This is a genomic window from Dyella sp. 2YAF14 (genome assembly GCF_052114725.1).
Classification (GTDB): Bacteria; Pseudomonadota; Gammaproteobacteria; order Xanthomonadales; family Rhodanobacteraceae; genus Dyella.
In genome coordinates, this window is the sequence record NZ_JBFRFH010000003.1 from 475,939 (window position 1) to 491,322 (window position 15,384).

General features: G+C 61.5%; 14 protein-coding genes and 1 tRNA gene. 4 read left to right on the top strand and 11 right to left on the bottom strand.

The features are described from left to right. Positions 1-296: 296 nt before the first annotated feature. The 6 genes from AB4Y82_RS08325 to tpiA all read right to left on the bottom strand — a co-directional run bounded on the left by AB4Y82_RS08325 (position 297) and on the right by tpiA (position 5,646). Positions 297-1,805, bottom strand: coding sequence for a DNA polymerase (locus AB4Y82_RS08325; RefSeq protein WP_441611218.1), 1,509 nt, complete (start codon positions 1,803-1,805; stop codon positions 297-299). Beyond that, positions 1,798-3,447, bottom strand: a complete 1,650-nt coding sequence (locus AB4Y82_RS08330; RefSeq protein ID WP_441611219.1) for an RNA-directed DNA polymerase — start codon at positions 3,445-3,447, stop codon at positions 1,798-1,800. The genes AB4Y82_RS08325 and AB4Y82_RS08330 overlap by 8 nt, the downstream gene beginning before the upstream one ends. A 157-nt stretch (positions 3,448-3,604) precedes the next feature. Beyond that, a complete protein-coding gene (locus tag AB4Y82_RS08335) occupies positions 3,605-4,114 on the bottom strand; it encodes a GNAT family N-acetyltransferase (RefSeq protein ID WP_441602392.1) in 510 nt (169 codons plus the stop codon). A 214-nt stretch (positions 4,115-4,328) separates the two neighbouring features. Continuing rightward, positions 4,329-4,413, bottom strand: a tRNA-Leu gene (locus tag AB4Y82_RS08340). Between the two features lie 11 nt (positions 4,414-4,424). Continuing rightward, complete coding sequence (gene secG, locus AB4Y82_RS08345) at positions 4,425-4,871, bottom strand: preprotein translocase subunit SecG (RefSeq protein ID WP_441602393.1); 447 nt, start codon at positions 4,869-4,871, stop codon at positions 4,425-4,427. Positions 4,872-4,896: 25 nt separating this feature from the next. Further along, positions 4,897-5,646, bottom strand: coding sequence for a triose-phosphate isomerase (gene tpiA, locus AB4Y82_RS08350; RefSeq protein WP_204636373.1), 750 nt, complete (start codon positions 5,644-5,646; stop codon positions 4,897-4,899). Positions 5,647-5,768: 122 nt separating this feature from the next. On the opposite strand from tpiA, the gene AB4Y82_RS08355 reads away from it, so the two are divergent. Together AB4Y82_RS08355 and AB4Y82_RS08360 are read left to right on the top strand one after the other, a co-directional pair. Further along, positions 5,769-6,584: an SDR family NAD(P)-dependent oxidoreductase gene (locus AB4Y82_RS08355; protein WP_441611220.1), complete on the top strand. Its 816-nt coding sequence runs from the start codon at positions 5,769-5,771 to the stop codon at positions 6,582-6,584. Positions 6,585-7,103: 519 nt separating this feature from the next. After that, positions 7,104-7,841, top strand: a complete 738-nt coding sequence (locus AB4Y82_RS08360) for a class I SAM-dependent methyltransferase (RefSeq protein ID WP_441602395.1) — start codon at positions 7,104-7,106, stop codon at positions 7,839-7,841. Between the two features lie 81 nt (positions 7,842-7,922). Here AB4Y82_RS08360 and AB4Y82_RS08365 read toward each other — a convergent pair whose 3' ends face one another. The 4 genes from AB4Y82_RS08365 to orn all read right to left on the bottom strand — a co-directional run bounded on the left by AB4Y82_RS08365 (position 7,923) and on the right by orn (position 11,861). Continuing rightward, entirely contained in the window at positions 7,923-8,858 is a 936-nt protein-coding gene (locus tag AB4Y82_RS08365) for an isopenicillin N synthase family dioxygenase (RefSeq protein ID WP_441602396.1), read from the bottom strand. Positions 8,859-8,967: 109 nt separating this feature from the next. Continuing rightward, positions 8,968-10,314, bottom strand: a complete 1,347-nt coding sequence (gene glmM, locus AB4Y82_RS08370) for a phosphoglucosamine mutase (RefSeq protein ID WP_441602397.1) — start codon at positions 10,312-10,314, stop codon at positions 8,968-8,970. Positions 10,315-10,371: 57 nt separating this feature from the next. Further along, a complete protein-coding gene (folP, locus tag AB4Y82_RS08375; RefSeq protein ID WP_441602398.1) occupies positions 10,372-11,280 on the bottom strand; it encodes a dihydropteroate synthase in 909 nt (302 codons plus the stop codon). Between the two features lie 20 nt (positions 11,281-11,300). Continuing rightward, entirely contained in the window at positions 11,301-11,861 is a 561-nt protein-coding gene (orn, locus tag AB4Y82_RS08380) for an oligoribonuclease (RefSeq protein WP_441602399.1), read from the bottom strand. Between the two features lie 128 nt (positions 11,862-11,989). Between orn and sbcB the strand changes: the two genes are divergently transcribed. Next, on the top strand, positions 11,990-13,438 hold the full coding sequence (sbcB, locus tag AB4Y82_RS08385) for an exodeoxyribonuclease I (RefSeq protein WP_441602400.1): 1,449 nt from the start codon (positions 11,990-11,992) through the stop codon (positions 13,436-13,438). Positions 13,439-13,449: 11 nt separating this feature from the next. Then, positions 13,450-14,136 carry a DUF2461 domain-containing protein gene (locus AB4Y82_RS08390; RefSeq protein ID WP_441602401.1) on the top strand — a complete coding sequence of 229 codons (687 nt, stop codon included), beginning with the start codon at positions 13,450-13,452 and terminating at the stop codon, positions 14,134-14,136. A gap of 177 nt (positions 14,137-14,313) precedes the next feature. On the opposite strand, the gene AB4Y82_RS08395 is transcribed toward AB4Y82_RS08390, so the two are convergent. Continuing rightward, positions 14,314-15,225 carry a LysR family transcriptional regulator gene (locus tag AB4Y82_RS08395; RefSeq protein ID WP_441602402.1) on the bottom strand — a complete coding sequence of 304 codons (912 nt, stop codon included), beginning with the start codon at positions 15,223-15,225 and terminating at the stop codon, positions 14,314-14,316. Positions 15,226-15,384: the final 159 nt, after the last annotated feature.

A 15,384-nucleotide genomic window follows, 5' to 3' on the forward strand; every position in this document is an offset into this window, starting at 1 on the left:
AGCGAAAAGGTGCTAGGGACAATTTCATGGGTCAGCATGCACTCTTTTGCGAACGCGAACTGCCTCCAGCTCCCCTAAGGGAATGGTGCTGACATTCGGTCAGCCTGGCGCCGTCACGCACCGCCTTGCCCAGGTGGACACCCATCTCGCCGATCCCTGACAGACGATGCCAACCCCGCTTGTTAGGGTCAGTCAGTCATTCGCGATGTCGTGTTGCACGGCCTCGCGAATGACCATGACCGCCAGGTCATGAGGCGCGGGCCGTGAGTGCGGAAACACTCACGACCCGCTAACCATCAACAACTTTCTGAGAGTTGATCATGGCTACCCACGATCATACGGTACGCATTCGCTCGTCCGTTCCCCCTGACGACACCCTCACTCCTCCGCCTCGCGACCACTCGTCCACGGCGGTGGCATCGCCCGAAACCCTGCGTCACAGCACTCGCGGTGACATCGCCCTGGCGGTGCTCGCCCTCCGAGGCACGCCTGCGTTGATTGCCGAACAAGCTTCCCACAAAGCCCTTGTTAATCAACTCGCTCTGCATGGATGCTCTAAAAGCCTCTAGGCCCGGATAGGCCTCAAAGAACTTGCTTATAGTTGTCTGCATCTGTTCGAGTTTGGCCTCGTTGCCCTCTCCTAGAAGTAGCTTTGACACACGGTCAGCTGTCATGCCATAGGAGTACGCGAGAAATATTCGCTTACTCAGTGGTCTGCTGTCGGCATTCCCGTAGACAGCAACGCTAAGAGCCTCATACAAGTCCCCTGCGTTGTACGCCGCGATCAGAGCCTCGTCGCCAGAGAGAAATGCCAAAATGCCAGGCTCGAACTGCGAATAGTCCAAGTAGGCCAAGCGCTTCCCGTGATCTGCGACGACGATCTTTCTGTACCTACGCCTCAACTGCTGAAGGTACGGATCAGACACCAGTATGCGTCCCGTCACCGTTCCGTGTGCTTGGAACTCCGGATATAACCGACCGCCGAGTGCAGCGGATCGCCTCAGGACCATCTCGTCCCGATCGGCATCGGTGTAGCTGAGATAGTCGCGGGCGAACTCTGAACGCGCCGCAGCCATTTTGAACAACTCGCGAAGTCTTCCACCATCCGTTTCTGCTGCGAGGTCGAGTGCGTCAGTTTTCGAAAGGTGCGTTTGGATGTTCCAAAATCCTAGACCCGTGGGGCTGCGGCCTAACCTCTCGGCCACTTTGGAGTAGGCCAAATACTTCTCGGTCGACACGTGCCGGAGGAGGCCCAAGGCAGCTTCCTTATCGACAGCGACCCCTCGCGCCTGGCGGTGGTGAAAGATTTGCTGGACAGGCACGTCGACCTGGAGGAATCGCTCCAGTTCATCCAACTCATTCAGTGCGTGTTCTAGTTCTGCCCACAGAGCGCAGACAGCTTTTGCACCCTTGGCAAGTAACGCCACAATTTCGCTAGCGTCAGGGCGATGCGACTTGGAGCGTGCTACCTGTTCGAACACCTTGGCATCGCCTGGAGAATCAAAGTGCGGCCCTAAGTTCCGCCACAGATTCCAGAGCCGCTCTCCTCCTTCATCTCGTGCACGCCCAGCACGAAGTCGAATCGCATCATCTATGTTGATTAGTCCGAGAGGCGGTCGTACCCCGCCGCGGCGCATGTCCTCAATGAGTACCTGGGTCTCGTAGGTGATTAGCGTGCCTGCGAAGTTGCTAAGGTCCCCGCCTGATAATTCGTTGCCTCCCCTGGAGCCATACAAAACGAAATAGCGGGAATCCTTGACGTTGAACGGATCTGGGAAGTAAGAGAGAAATGCGGCGTCATTCATAGTCACGCTCCCCTTCAACCAACCATCTAATTGAACGCCGCTCGGGGGGCGCAAAATAAACGCCTTCTCGATTGAGCCCACGCCAGACACCCTTGAGGTCATCGCGCACATGCGGCTGTACGGGGCCAGCAACATGGTCCTTATAGCGCAGCTCTTGGATGGCGATGAGTGCGCTCCTCTGGCCCATAAACGACATTAATGTATGGAAGTTATCGGCAATCAAAATGCGCTCATCAATGCCACCCGTTGCGCCCAGATACATTGTCGCGCCACATCGAGTCGGCCCATCAGTTGCCTCCTGAACGATCGCCTTCGCATAGTCCGCAAGCTCTTGCTGCCTATAGTTTTTCTGAGCAAGTAGCACCCAGAGCCTATAGTTCTGCCAAGAGTAGATGTTCCTCTTGGAGTGCATGAGATGTTGCGCAACCTCGCTAAGCTCCACATTGCTCGTAGGAACAGATCTAATGTATTTGGCGAGCTGATCTGTGGCCGCTGGAAACTTCCATAGAGCCTCAATGATGTGTGGCGTGATGTCGGCAAAGTAAGCCGCAGGAGGACTGAACTCCTCGCATACGGCAAGCAGCTCAAGTCTTGAGATGCAAAACCTGAATTCTCTACTGTCCACAAGGCCAGCTTCCAAAAGCCTGATCGTCAGGTCGCGCAAGGACACGAAGGATCTAGAGATCACTCGAACGCGCTTCGTCTTCCAAATCGCATCAAGCTCAAGAAGCTCTGTATTCAATGTGTCGAGGCAGTTGTCTACCTTCTCTGCGTCACCAGGATCACATATCACAGTCTTCTTCGAGTTGACGTACAAGCCGATATTGCGAAGCTCAATGCTCAAGTCTTTGAGTGCCTTCCTGGCGTCGAAGGAGTCATCGCAAACAATTTTGATGTCATCCATGTACCGGAAGTACTTGTATCCTTTTGAGAGCATCGCCCGGTCGACACCAAGCATGTAAATGTTGGCAAGGAAGGAGGATGCGTCCCGGTTCTGCGGCAGCCCGTACCCCGGTTTGTAGGTCCAATCGTTCAGGCATTTAAAAAGCGTTTGGATTCGGGCGCTTGCGTCGGCCTTTTCAGCCGCTGAGGCCGAGGTCTCTGGAAGAAGCTTCTCAAGCCCTTCCTTGAGCTTCCGAATGTCGATGTTGTCGTAGTAGTTAGTTAGGTCAGTAGAGAGCAGCGCATAGGCCGGAGGGCTGTCGGCATCCGGAATGAGCGTGGATCGGACCACGCCAATGAAGGCCATCCAAGATTGGACGCTTGACCGAAACAAATGCTTCTCAGCGAGCTCATGATCGTTGTAACGATGGCTAAATGCCTGCCAAGGAATCAAAGGGTCGTATAGCGGGACAAGGGCTGCTGCCAGGGCGTGATACATGACGCGATCCGAAATGCTCGTTTCGAGGGCCGAGCGCAGCGTGAAGTTTGACTTCGGCATATTGAGCGCGTGCCGTACACCTGGACGGAACTCGCCATGGTTGCTCTCGACGTTATCCCGCAGGATTTTCTGGACGAGGTCCTTATTGAACACGTCGTCGAACTTTCGTGGATCGGGAAACCAGTCGTCTTTGAGATCCTGACGTAGTTGCTTCAGAACGAGCTCGTCGTCGATTTTCAGCGCGCCCAACGTAATTGCCATCTCAGTCCTCGCCCCCCCTATCCCTGAAATCCGGAGGCCCTCAGCCCCCCGGGCCAGCATTATGCATGCTACCAACAATGGGCTCAGGTTCATTTTCCCGCATTGGCCTTCAGACTGAGAACTGAACTTGGCCCGGCCGTCTGACTTCGGTATTTGGTTAGCTCCGCACAAGCCTATACGACGGATGCTTCAACCCGGTTGGCGGGTACAGCTCATCATGCGTGTAGGTGAATCCAAGTTTCTGCAGAAATTTTCGCGACATCTCATTCTTGGGATGATGCCCTGCAAATAGAGAGGAAGCGCCGAGCGAGTTAAAGGCATAATCGATCGCCGCCTCGCCCGCCTCTACGGCCAATCCCCGCCCCCAAAACTCCTGACGCAGGTGAACTCCCAGCTCATACACGCGCTGAACGACATCGTAGGGGCGCAGACCTGCGCACCCAGCGTGTTCTCCGCTTTCTCGGAGGAAGATCGGCCAATACTGCACGCCGTGTTCTTGCATGCAGGACATCTCGGTAGACAAGCGCTTCGCCACCGCTTCTGCGGTGAACGGTCCGCCGATCAACGCAGTCACTTGGGGATCTCCCCATAACGCCCATGCAAGAGCCAGGTCGTCCGAGGTCCAGCAACGAAATTCCAGTCGTTTGGTCGGCGGGGGATGGTTCACGGGGCGACTCTTAGCGGGTGGCAAAGCGGGAAGGAATTTTTAGCTATACCGGCCGAAATATTGGCACAGCCCGTTGGTACCTCAACAATCGAATGGATCTCTGCCATGACGAGTGCCCGCTGTTGGCCCAATGCCCGAAACGCGCACACAAAAAAACCGCCAGTTGGCGGTTCTTTGCTTTCGATAACGACACGTCTGCATCGCTATCTTCGATTGGTGCCCAAGGGGGGACTCGAACCCCCACGCCTTACGGCGCTACCACCTCAAGGTAGTGCGTCTACCAATTCCGCCACCTGGGCAGGTGTCTTGCTTAGTTTTTCTTTGCCGGTTCCGTCGCGGCTGGCACGTCGCCCGTAGACTTGGCCGGAGCCGTTGCAGCGGGGACATCGCCCTGTGCCGGCTTGGTGGCCTGCGGGATTTCCGCGTTGGCCGGAGCGGCGGGCTGCGCATTTTGCGTTGCAGCCGGCTTGTTGGCAAGACCGGACATCACACCCAGATCGTTGCCGTTATCGGTCTGTGCCTTGCCGTTGTGGCCGAGGTAGATACCCATACCCAGGCTCAACGCGAAGAACAGCGCTGCCAGCACCGCCGTGGAGCGAGTGAGGAAGCTGGCCGAACCGCGTGCACCGAAAACGGTCGCGGACGCGCCGCCACCGAAACCCGAGCCTGCGTCGGCGCCAGCGCCGCGCTGCATCAGGATCAGCACGATCATCGCCGCGGCGATCAGAATGTAGAAAACGCTGAAGATGACGAACATGGTTCTGTTTAAGAGTCCGTTGCGCTTAATGCGCCGCAGCGCAGATTCCCAGGAAATCGGCCGATGCCAGCGAGGCGCCTCCGATCAGTCCACCATCCACGTCTGCTTGCGCGAACAATTCCGCAGCATTCGCCGCTTTGACGCTGCCGCCGTAAAGCAGCCGAGTCAGACGGGCAATCATAGCATCTTCTTTTTCCAGTTGGCTACGGATGAACGCATGCACATGCTGTGCCTGCTCCGGTGTGGCGGAATGGCCCGTGCCAATGGCCCAGAGGGGTTCGTAGGCGATCACGGCGGTGTCGAAACTGCCGATGCCGTTGAGGTCGAGCACGGCTTTGAGCTGGCGCGCCACGACCTCTTCGGTCTCGCCAGCCTGGCGCTGGGCCAGCGTTTCACCCAGGCAGAGAATGGGGGTGAGACCGCCGGCGCGGGCGGCGGCGAATTTGCGGGCCACCTGGGCGCAGGTTTCGCCGTGGTACTGGCGGCGCTCGGAGTGCCCGACGATGGTCCACTGCGCACCGATGTCGGCCAGCATGGCGGCGGACACTTCACCGGTATACGCGCCCTGCCCCTCGTGCTCGCTCACGTCCTGGCCGCCAAAACCGAGGCCCGAACCGGCATGCTGGCTCGCCAGTTCGCCCAGGTACGGGAACGGCGGCATCACCACCACATCGATGGCGGTCGGCAAGGCGGCGACGATGTCGCTGACCAGTGCTGTCGCCATGCTGCGGCTACCATGCATCTTCCAGTTGCCGGCGACGAGTTTCTTGCGCATGCGCGTGTTCCATTGCGTATAAACGACCAAGCTTACCGATCGACCATGCCACTGGCAACGAAGACCCGACAAACCCTTGCCGTTATGGAAAAAATCGGATGGACCACAAGGAGACCACTTCTATGCCACCTGCCCGCCCATTGAGTCTGGTGACCGGCGCCTCTGCCGGCATCGGCGCGGCCTTTGCGCGGGATCTTGCGGCGCGGGGCCACGATCTGGTGCTGACCGCCCGACGCGTCGAGCGGCTTGAAGCGCTGGCGCAGGAGCTACGCGACCAGCACAAGGCCAGTGTGACAGTACTCGCGGCTGATCTGGCTGACCCTGCCGCCGTCCGCCAACTGTGCGAGGCGCTGGATGCGCGTGGACTCAAGGTGGACTGGCTGATCAATAACGCCGGTTATGGCGTGCCGGGCACCTTCGAAGCGGTGGCCTGGCCGGTGCATGAGGCGTTTATCCGGGTGTTGATGACTGCGCCGGCTGAGTTGGCTTGGCAGTTGTTGCCGGGGATGCGTGAGCGGGGATACGGGCGGATCGTCAATGTCGCCTCGTTGGCCGGGCATGTGCCGGGGTCGGCGGGTCATACGCTTTATGCGGCGAGCAAGGCGTATCTGATCAAGTTCTCGCAGTCGTTGGCGTTGGAGAACCGGCATCTTGGGGTGAATGTTTGTGCGCTTTGCCCTGGGTTTACGTGGTCGGAGTTTCATGACGTCACTGGGACGCGGCAGCTGATGAACAAGTTGCCTGGTTTTATGTGGCAGACGGCTGAGGCTGTGGTGCGTGAGGGGTATGAAGCTGTCGAGTGTGGTGAGGTTGTGCGTGTGACGGGAGGAGTCAATCGCTTTATCAAGGCGATGATGAAGCTGCTGCCGGATAGGTTGACGTTGTGGCTTTCGGCGCGGGAGTCGAAGAGGTATCGGGATTTGGGGGAAGTGGCTTAGGCGGCGATCTGATCGCAACGTAACTTGTAGGAGCGCACTTGTGCGCGACCAGCCGTCGGAGCGGTATGTCTCGGCGTTGCGGTCGCGCACTAGTGCGCTCCTACAAAAAAGGGGTACGTACGCCTGTGGGGCGGATCAAAGGATGCGGGCCGCCCTTTGTAGGAGCGCACTTGTGCGCGACCAGCCGACGGAGCGGTATGTCTCAGCGTTGCGGTCGCGCACAAGTGCGCTCCTACAAGGGGGAGGCGCAGGCCTGGGGATGGCGGATCAGAGTTGCTGGTTGGCTATTTGTGGGAGCGCACCCTGTGCGCGACAAACCTACGGAGCGGTACACCCAGGCGTGGCTGTCGCGCACAGGGTGCGCTCCCACAAGGGAAGATGCAGGCCTGTGCGCGACAAACCTATAGGGCGGTAGACCCAGGCGTGGCTGTCGCGCACAGGGTGCGCTTCCACAGACGAGCGCAACATGGAAACTGCCGTCGATATACTGCGCTTGTCCATCTTGCGCAGGGCATGTCGATGAGCTTCAAGGATCATTTCTCAGGGCATGCGTCGATCTATCGCGAGGCTCGCCCTTCTTATCCTGATGCGTTGTTTGACTGGCTCGCGCAGATCGCCCCGGCGACCGAACTTGCCTGGGATTGCGGCTGCGGAAACGGGCAAGCCAGCGTCTCGCTTGCTGGGCGTTTTGAGCGCGTGTTTGCCAGCGATCCGAGCGCCAGTCAAATCGCCAATGCGGAATTGCGCGCCAATGTCGAATACCGCGCCGAACCGTCCGAACATTGTTCGCTGCCCGACGCCAGCGCCGATCTGGTGACCATTGCGCAAGCGCTGCACTGGTTCGATTTCGATGCGTTCTATGCGGAAGTGAAGCGTGTGCTCAAGCCTGGTGGCGTGATCGCGGCGTGGTCATACGCGGATTGCCATGTCACGCCTGCCATCGATGCGCTGAAGAATCGTGTGTATGTGGATCTTGTCGGCCCCTATTGGCCGCCGGAACGCGATCTGGTCGATTCAGGCTATCGCACCATTCCCTTTCCGTTCGTGGAAATCGCGGCGCCGCCGTTCGAGATGTCGGTGCGCTGGAGTGTCGAACACTTCCTCGCCTATTTGCGGTCGTGGTCGGCGACGCAGCGGTATGTGAAGGACAAAGGGGAAGATCCGGTCGCGATGGTGGAGGCGGAGCTTCGCGCGGCTTGGGGAGAAGATGTGCGTGATGTGCAGTGGGATTTTTATTTGCGATGTGGGCGCGTTTAAGGCGAGGTAGAGAGGCTTCCGCGAGCACCCGCCCCTCACCCCGACCCTCTCCCCATCGGGGAGAGGGAGTAAGGCGCGGCGTCAGATCAGCTTGATCTCGCGCAAACGCTCCAGCAAATACTCATGCGAGGTAATGCTGGTGTTGTAGCGGCTCGGGTTGTCCGGTGTGATCGTTTGCGGCAGCGGATCGAGCACCACGTCCGGATTCGGATGCAGGAAGTACGGCACCGAGTAGCGCGGCTTGCGGGCGTTGGCGTTCTGCGGGTTGACCACGCGGTGCGAGGTGGACGGATACACGTGGTTGGTCAGGCGCTGCAGCATGTCGCCGATGTTCACCACGATGGCGTCGCCTTCGGTGGTGATCGGCAGCCACTCGCCTTCGCGGGTGAGCACTTCGAGGCCTTCGGCGCTGGCGCCGACCAGCAGGGTGATGAAGTTGATGTCCTCGTGGGCGCCGGCGCGCACGTTCGGGATGTTCTCGTCGGTGATCGGCGGGTAGTGGATCGGGCGCAGGATGGAGTTGCCCTGGTCGATCTTGTCATCGAAGAAGTGCTCGGGCAGATCGATGTGCAGGGCCAGTGCGCGCAGTACGCGCGAGCCAAGCTGATCGAGCGCTTCGAACAAGCCGTAGCCGTTCTGCTTGAAGTCGGCGATTTCGGCCGGCCAGATGTTCGGCGGCATGACGTCGGCGAATTTCGAATCGCGCGGGATTTCGCGGCCGACGTGCCAGAACTCCTTGAGGTCGGCGAACTTGCTGTCCTTGGCCGTTTCCACCTTGTACGGCGTATAGCCGCGAGCGCCACCACTGCCGGCGATGTGGTACTTCATCTTGGTGTCGTTCGGCAGCGCGAAGAAGCGCTGGAACGAATCGTAGGCGCCGTCGATCAGCTCGCGCGGGATGCCGTGGCCGCTGATGCAGCAGAAGCCGTATTCACGGTAGGCGTTGCCCAGCTCGGCCACGAACGCGGCGCGATCGGTGTCGTAACGACGGATGTCGAGAGTCGGAACTTTCTTCATGATCTGTCCACAGGTTGTGCGTGCGGTCCACTTATCTGTCCGCCACCGCAGGGGCGGGGCACGTCGGGCCAATCCTTGGCGACCTGGGTAACAAAAACGCTTTACAGGCTCACGAACGTTCTGCCGCCGATTTTACGACACCGGCGAGCTGTTCGGCCAACTGGCGCACTTCGGCCTCGTCGCCCGCCTCGATCGTGACGCGGACCAGGGGCTCGGTGCCGGAGGCGCGCAGCACCACGCGGCCGCGACCGGCCAGGGTCTGCTCGGTCTGGGCCAGCGCGGCGCGCACCGCCTCGCTGCCAAGGGCTTCGCGGGCGCCGTCGGCACGCACGTTGATCATGATCTGGGGCATCTTGTGCAGCCCCTGGCGGGCCACGGCCAGGTCCGCGCCGGCGAGGGCTTCGAGCACGGCCAGCGCGGATACGATGCCGTCGCCGGTGGTGGCGCGGTCCAGGCACAGGATATGGCCGGAGGTCTCGCCGCCCAGGTTGCCGCCGTGCTCCTTGAGCTGCTGCAGCACGTAGCGGTCGCCCACGTTGGCGCGGATCAGCTTCACGTCGAGCTTGGCCAGCGCCAGCTGCAAGCCGTAGTTGCTCATCAGCGTGCCGACCACCGGGCCGAGCAGCAGGCCCTGGGCGTGCCAGGCGTTGGCCAGCACGTAGAGAATGTCGTCGCCGTCGGCGGTCTTGCCGTGGCGGTCGACCAGTTGCAGGCGGTCGCCGTCGCCATCGAAAGCAATGCCGATGTCCGCGCCCTGCTCCACGACCGCACGCTGCAAGGCCTGCGGATGGGTAGAGCCGACGTCGCGGTTGATGTTGAAGCCGTCGGGCTTGTCGCCCAGCGTGGTGACCACGGCGCCCAGCTCAGAGAACACCTTGGGCGCCACCTGGTAGGTCGCGCCGTTGGCACAGTCCAGCACGATCTTGATGCCGCGCAGGTTGAAGTCTTCCGAAACGGTGGACTTGCAGAATTCCGCGTAGCGCGTGACTGCATCGGCGATACGAATCGCCTTGCCCAGCTGCTCGGAGGGCACGGTGGCGAAGTCGAGCTCAAGCTCTTCTTCGATCGCCAGCTCTACTTCGTCGGACAGCTTCTCGCCGTTGGCGGAGAAGAACTTGATGCCGTTGTCGTGATGAGGATTATGCGAGGCGCTGATCACAATGCCCGCATCGGCACGCAGGGAACGCGTGAGGAAGGCCACGCCCGGCGTGGGCATGGGGCCGAGCAGCGACACATCGGCGCCTGCAGCGACCAGGCCGGCCTCGAGCGCGGACTCGAACATATAGCCGGATACGCGCGTGTCCTTGCCGATCACTACCTTCGGTCGCGGCCGGCCGTGGCGGGCGAGCACCACGCCCACGGCGCGTCCCAGCCGCAGCATGAAATCGGCGCTGATCGGCCACTGCCCCACGAGACCGCGAATACCGTCGGTGCCGAAATACTTCCGTTGCGTCATGGTCCTGCTCCTACCGGGTCGGCGCTACAAAGGCGCCAGACGTCCTGGTTTGTTTGGTTATTCGTCGTCCGGCCAGCGCGGCGCGGAAGGTTTGTCGTCGCGGCGCGGCGGTGTGTCGCCGGCCTGCACGGCGTTCCATACCGCCAATGCATCCACCGTGGCCGCCACATCGTGCACGCGCACCATGCGCGCGCCACGCTGCACGGCGATGACCGCGGCCGCGACCGAACCAGCCATGCGTTCGGCCGGCACCTGGCGGCCGGTCAGCGTGCCGATCATCGATTTGCGCGACATGCCCACGTAGACGCCGCTTCCAAGGCTGGCGAAACGTTCCAGCGCGCGCAGCAGCGCGAGATTGTGTTCCAGGTTCTTGCCGAAACCAAAGCCCGGGTCGACCATCACTTTGCGGCGATCGATGCCGGCAAGCTCGCAGGCGAACAGGCGATCGGTGAGGAAGCGATGCACTTCGCCCACCACGTCGTCGTACTGCGGATCGTCCTGCATGCTGCGCGGCTCGCCCAGCATATGCATCAGGCATACCGGCACCCCCAGCTCGGCCACGGCGTCCATGGCGCCCTCGCGCCACAGCGCGTAGACGTCGTTGACCATGCCGGCGCCCGCGGCCACGGCCGCGCGCATCACTTCGGGCTTGGAGGTATCGATGGCCAGCGGCACGCCGGTGCGCGCCACCAGTTGTTGCAGCACGGGCAGCACGCGGCGCAGTTCTTCGTCCACCGGCACGTCGTCGGAACCGGGGCGAGTCGATTCGCCGCCGATATCGAGCATGTCCGCGCCCTCTTCCACCATGCGCAGGCCATGCGCGACGGCGTCATCGACCGACGCGTATTGACCACCGTCAGAGAACGAATCGGGCGTGACGTTGAGGATGCCCACCACGCGCGGACGGTCCAGCTTCAACTGGCGGCCGTTGCAGTCGAGCACGGGAGCGAACAGATCGAAAGACATGATGACTCCCAGGGGTGACCTTAGGACGCGCCGCCCAGCGGTCCCATGAACTGGCGGTAATAGCGCAGCTCGTCGATCGAATCGCGGATATCGGACAGCGCCGTATGCGCCGATTCCTTGGCAAAGCCCTTGCCGATGGCCGGCGACCAGCGGCGTGCGAGCTCCTTGAGCGTCGACACGTCCAGATTGCGGTAATGGAAGAAGCGCTCCAGGCGCGGCATCTGGCGATGCAGGAAGCGGCGGTCCTGGCAGATGGAGTTGCCACACATCGGCGATTTGCCCGGCGGCACCCATTCCTTGAGGAAGTTGAGCGTGGCCTGTTCGGCGGCCAGGTGATCGTCGGCCGAGGCCACCACCTGTTCCCACAGACCGGAGCGGCGATGCTGGTTGCGGTTCCACGCATCCATGCCTTCCAGCCGCTCCAAGGCGTGCCGGATCGCGAAGACCGGGCCTTCGGCCAGTACGCGAAGATCCTTGTCGGTGACGATCGTGGCGATCTCGAGGATGGAGTCGTTGTCCGTATCGAGGCCGGTCATTTCCAGATCGATCCAGATCAGATTGTCTTCGTTCGCTTGGCTCATGCGCCCTCCTGGACGCGGAGTCTAACAGCAGGTTGCGGGCCGCCACCCTGATTTTCGGCCTGGCTCTTACGCCGAACCCTCGCCGGGGGAGCGTGGAGCACGCATGAAGGCCATGCGATGATCGCTGCATGCAGACCTTTTTCTGGCACGACTACGAGACCTTCGGCGCCGACCCCTGGCGCGATCGACCCGTCCAGTTCGCAGGCATCCGCACGACCATGGAGCTGGAAATCGTGGGCGAGCCGGTGATGTTCTTCGGCAAGCCACCCCGTGAAATGCCGCCCCATCCGGACGCCTGCCTGATCACCGGCATCACGCCACAGCAGGCCGAGCGCGAGGGTTGCCTCGAGGCGGATTTCGCCGCCCGCGTACACGAACAGCTGGCCCAGCCGGGCACCTGCGGCGTGGGCTACAACTCCTTGCGCTTCGACGACGAGATCGGGCGCCAGATGTTCTACCGCAATATGTTCGAGCCCTATGGCCGCGAATGGGAGAACGGCAACTCGCGCTGGGACCTGATCGACCTGGTGCGCATGTGCCAGGCGCTGCGGCCCGAAGGCATCGAATGGCCCAGGCGCGAGGATGGCTCGCCCAGCTTCAAGCTTGAGCACCTGGCCACCGCCAACCACCTGCGGCAGGAGCGCGCGCACGACGCCTTGTCGGACGTCTACGCGCTGATCGACCTGGCGCGCCTGATCCGTGTGCGCCAGCCGCGGCTATGGGACTGGTACTTCAACTTGCGCCGCAAGCAGCGCGTGTTCGAGATGCTCGACGTGGTGGCGATGACGCCGGTGCTGCATGTGTCGTCGCGCTATCCGGCCAGCCGTCACTGCCTCGCGGTGGTGGCGCCCTTGGCGGCGCATCCGAGTCGCCCGGGGGAAATCATCGTTTACGACCTTTCCAGCGACCCCTCTGAATTGCTTGAGCTGGACGAGGAAGAAATCGCGGATCGGGTGTTCACTTCGCGTGCCGATCTGCCCGAGGGTGTGGAACGTATTCCGCTGCGCACTGTGCGCGCGAATCGGGCGCCGGCGCTCGCGCCGTTGTCCACGCTCAAGGGCATGGACATGGGGCGTCTGCAGATCGACATGGAGAAGATTCAGACGCATCGCGACATGCTCGCCTCGGCGGATGGCCTCGCGGCAAAACTTCGCCGCGTATTCCAGCGTGCGGCCGATCTGCCGCCGCCGGCCGATCCGGAACTTGCCTTGTATAGCGGCTTCCTCCCCGATGCCGACAAGCGCCTGCTGACCGATATCCGTGGTACGCCCCCCGAGCAATTGGGGCAACGCGAGTTTCCGTTCCGCGATCCGCGCTACCCGGAGCTGCTGTTCCGCTATCGGGCCCGCAACTGGCCGCACACGCTGAGCCTGGACGAACAGGCGCGCTGGCAGGCGTTCTGTCGCGATCGCCTGACCAAGCCCACGCCACTGACCAACCTCACGCTGGACGATTACTTCGCCCGCATCGCCGCCTTGCGCGCCGAGCATGCGAGCGACGATAAACTTGCCATCCTCGATCAACTGCAAGCCTGGGGCGAGCAGCTCGCCGCCGACCTTGCACCCATCAGCGCCTGACCACAGACACCATGGCCAACACCTATTTCTCGACTGCCACCTTTCGCTTTCTTCGCTCGCTTGAAAAGAACAACAACCGCGAATGGTTCCACGCGCACAAAGACGACTACGAAACCCATGTGCGTGAGCCGTTTCTCGCCCTGATCGGCGACTTGCAGGCGCCGTTGAACAAGATCAGCAAACATTACCGCGCCGATACGCGCAAGAACGGCGGTTCGCTGTTCCGCATTTTTCGTGACACGCGGTTCTCGAACAACAAGCTGCCTTACAAATCATGGCAGGGAGCGCGGTTCTTCCATGAACGGCGCCACGAGATCCCGGCGCCCTCGTTCTATGTGCAGATTCAGCCGGGCGATTGCTTTGCCGGCGGCGGCATGTGGCATCCGGAACCGGAGGCGCTCAAGCACATACGTGGGTTTCTTGCCGACAACCCTGAGGCCTGGAAGAAGGCGACGCGCAGCAAGGCGTTCCGCGATCACTTCGAATTCTGGGGCGAGTCGCTGAGCCGTCCGCCGCGCGGATTTGATCCGGCGCATGAATTGATCGACGACATCAAGCGCAAGGATTTCGCGTGTGGCGAGGGGTTTGACGAGAAGCTCGCGTGTTCGGCGGAGTTGTTGCCGTGGTTGGTGGACACGTATAAGCGCGTGGCGCCGATGATTGATTATTTGTGTGCGGCGCAGGAGTTGGAGTTTTAAGCAAGAACGGCGGACGGCGCCCGGCTTTTCTGTGGGAGCGCACCCTGTGCGCGACAAACCAACGAAGCGATACATCCAGGCGTGACTGTCGCGCACAGGGTGCGCTCCCACAGGTTTTCGCCTTGGGCTTGTGAACGACGAGCCTTGAGACGCAACCCGAAAATCCGCCGAACCGATTCAATCGACTTCGCTTAGCACCTTCAATCCCGGTCGCTGCTTCGCCAGCTTGCGCAGCAATGCCGCGAAGTTCTGCAAATCGGCATGCCACGGCGACGCTTCGCGCCAGTAGAGCGCGATCTCGCGACCCGGAGCTTGTCCTTTTAGCTTGGCGAGCACGACATTGGGCATCGAAGCCAATCGCTCGTGCGCCAGAGCCGGCACCAGCGCATAGCCTCCGCGCAATTCCACAAGCGCAGCGAGGCTTTCCAGGCTCACGTCCTGCACGTGGCCGCCGCCGAGTACATCTTCACAATGGCTTTCGGTCATCAGCGTGGCGTCGGTGGCGTCGAGTTGTTCCAGGCCCACGCTGCGCTTGCCGGCCATGGCGTGGTCGGCGCGGAACATGACTTCCCAGGGTTCGAAGAACAATGGGCGCATCGCTACGCCACTAACTGGCGGGACCAGAGGAGCCAGCACCGCGTCGAGCTCGCCCTCGTTCAAGCGGCGCAGCAGGCCGCGTGGCTTGCCTTCGGAAAGACTCAGGCGCGTGCCCGGAAAATGCTGGGGAAACGGGCCGATCAGATGCGGGAGCAGATAAGGACCGAGCGAGGCGGGAACACCGAGCCGCAGCTCGCCGCCGAATGCCACCTCGCCCGCGCGTGCCACTTGCTGCAGGTGTTCCGCCGCGGCAAGCACGGTATCAATCTGTTCAAGCAAACGTTGACCGCCCGCCGTGGGCACGATGCGGCGACCGCCTCGCTCAAACAGCGGCGCACCCAGCGCCTGCTCCACTTTCTGCACCTGATGGGACAGCCCCGAGGGGCTGATATGCATCGCGCGCGCCGCACTATTGAAGCTGCCATGGCGACGCACCGCCTGCACCAGCATCAGGTCACGCAGCGAGACCACCGATAGGTGAGAAGAGATCATCCGCTGGGTGCTTGCCTGGCCTGTGACGGGGCGAAGCATAAACGACCCTGATGGTCACCGTGACAGGATGCCTGCCTCCCCCTTGTAGGAGCGCACTTGTGCGCGACCCACCGGTGCGGTGATTCCGGAGGTATCGGTCGCCCACAAGTGGGCTCCTAC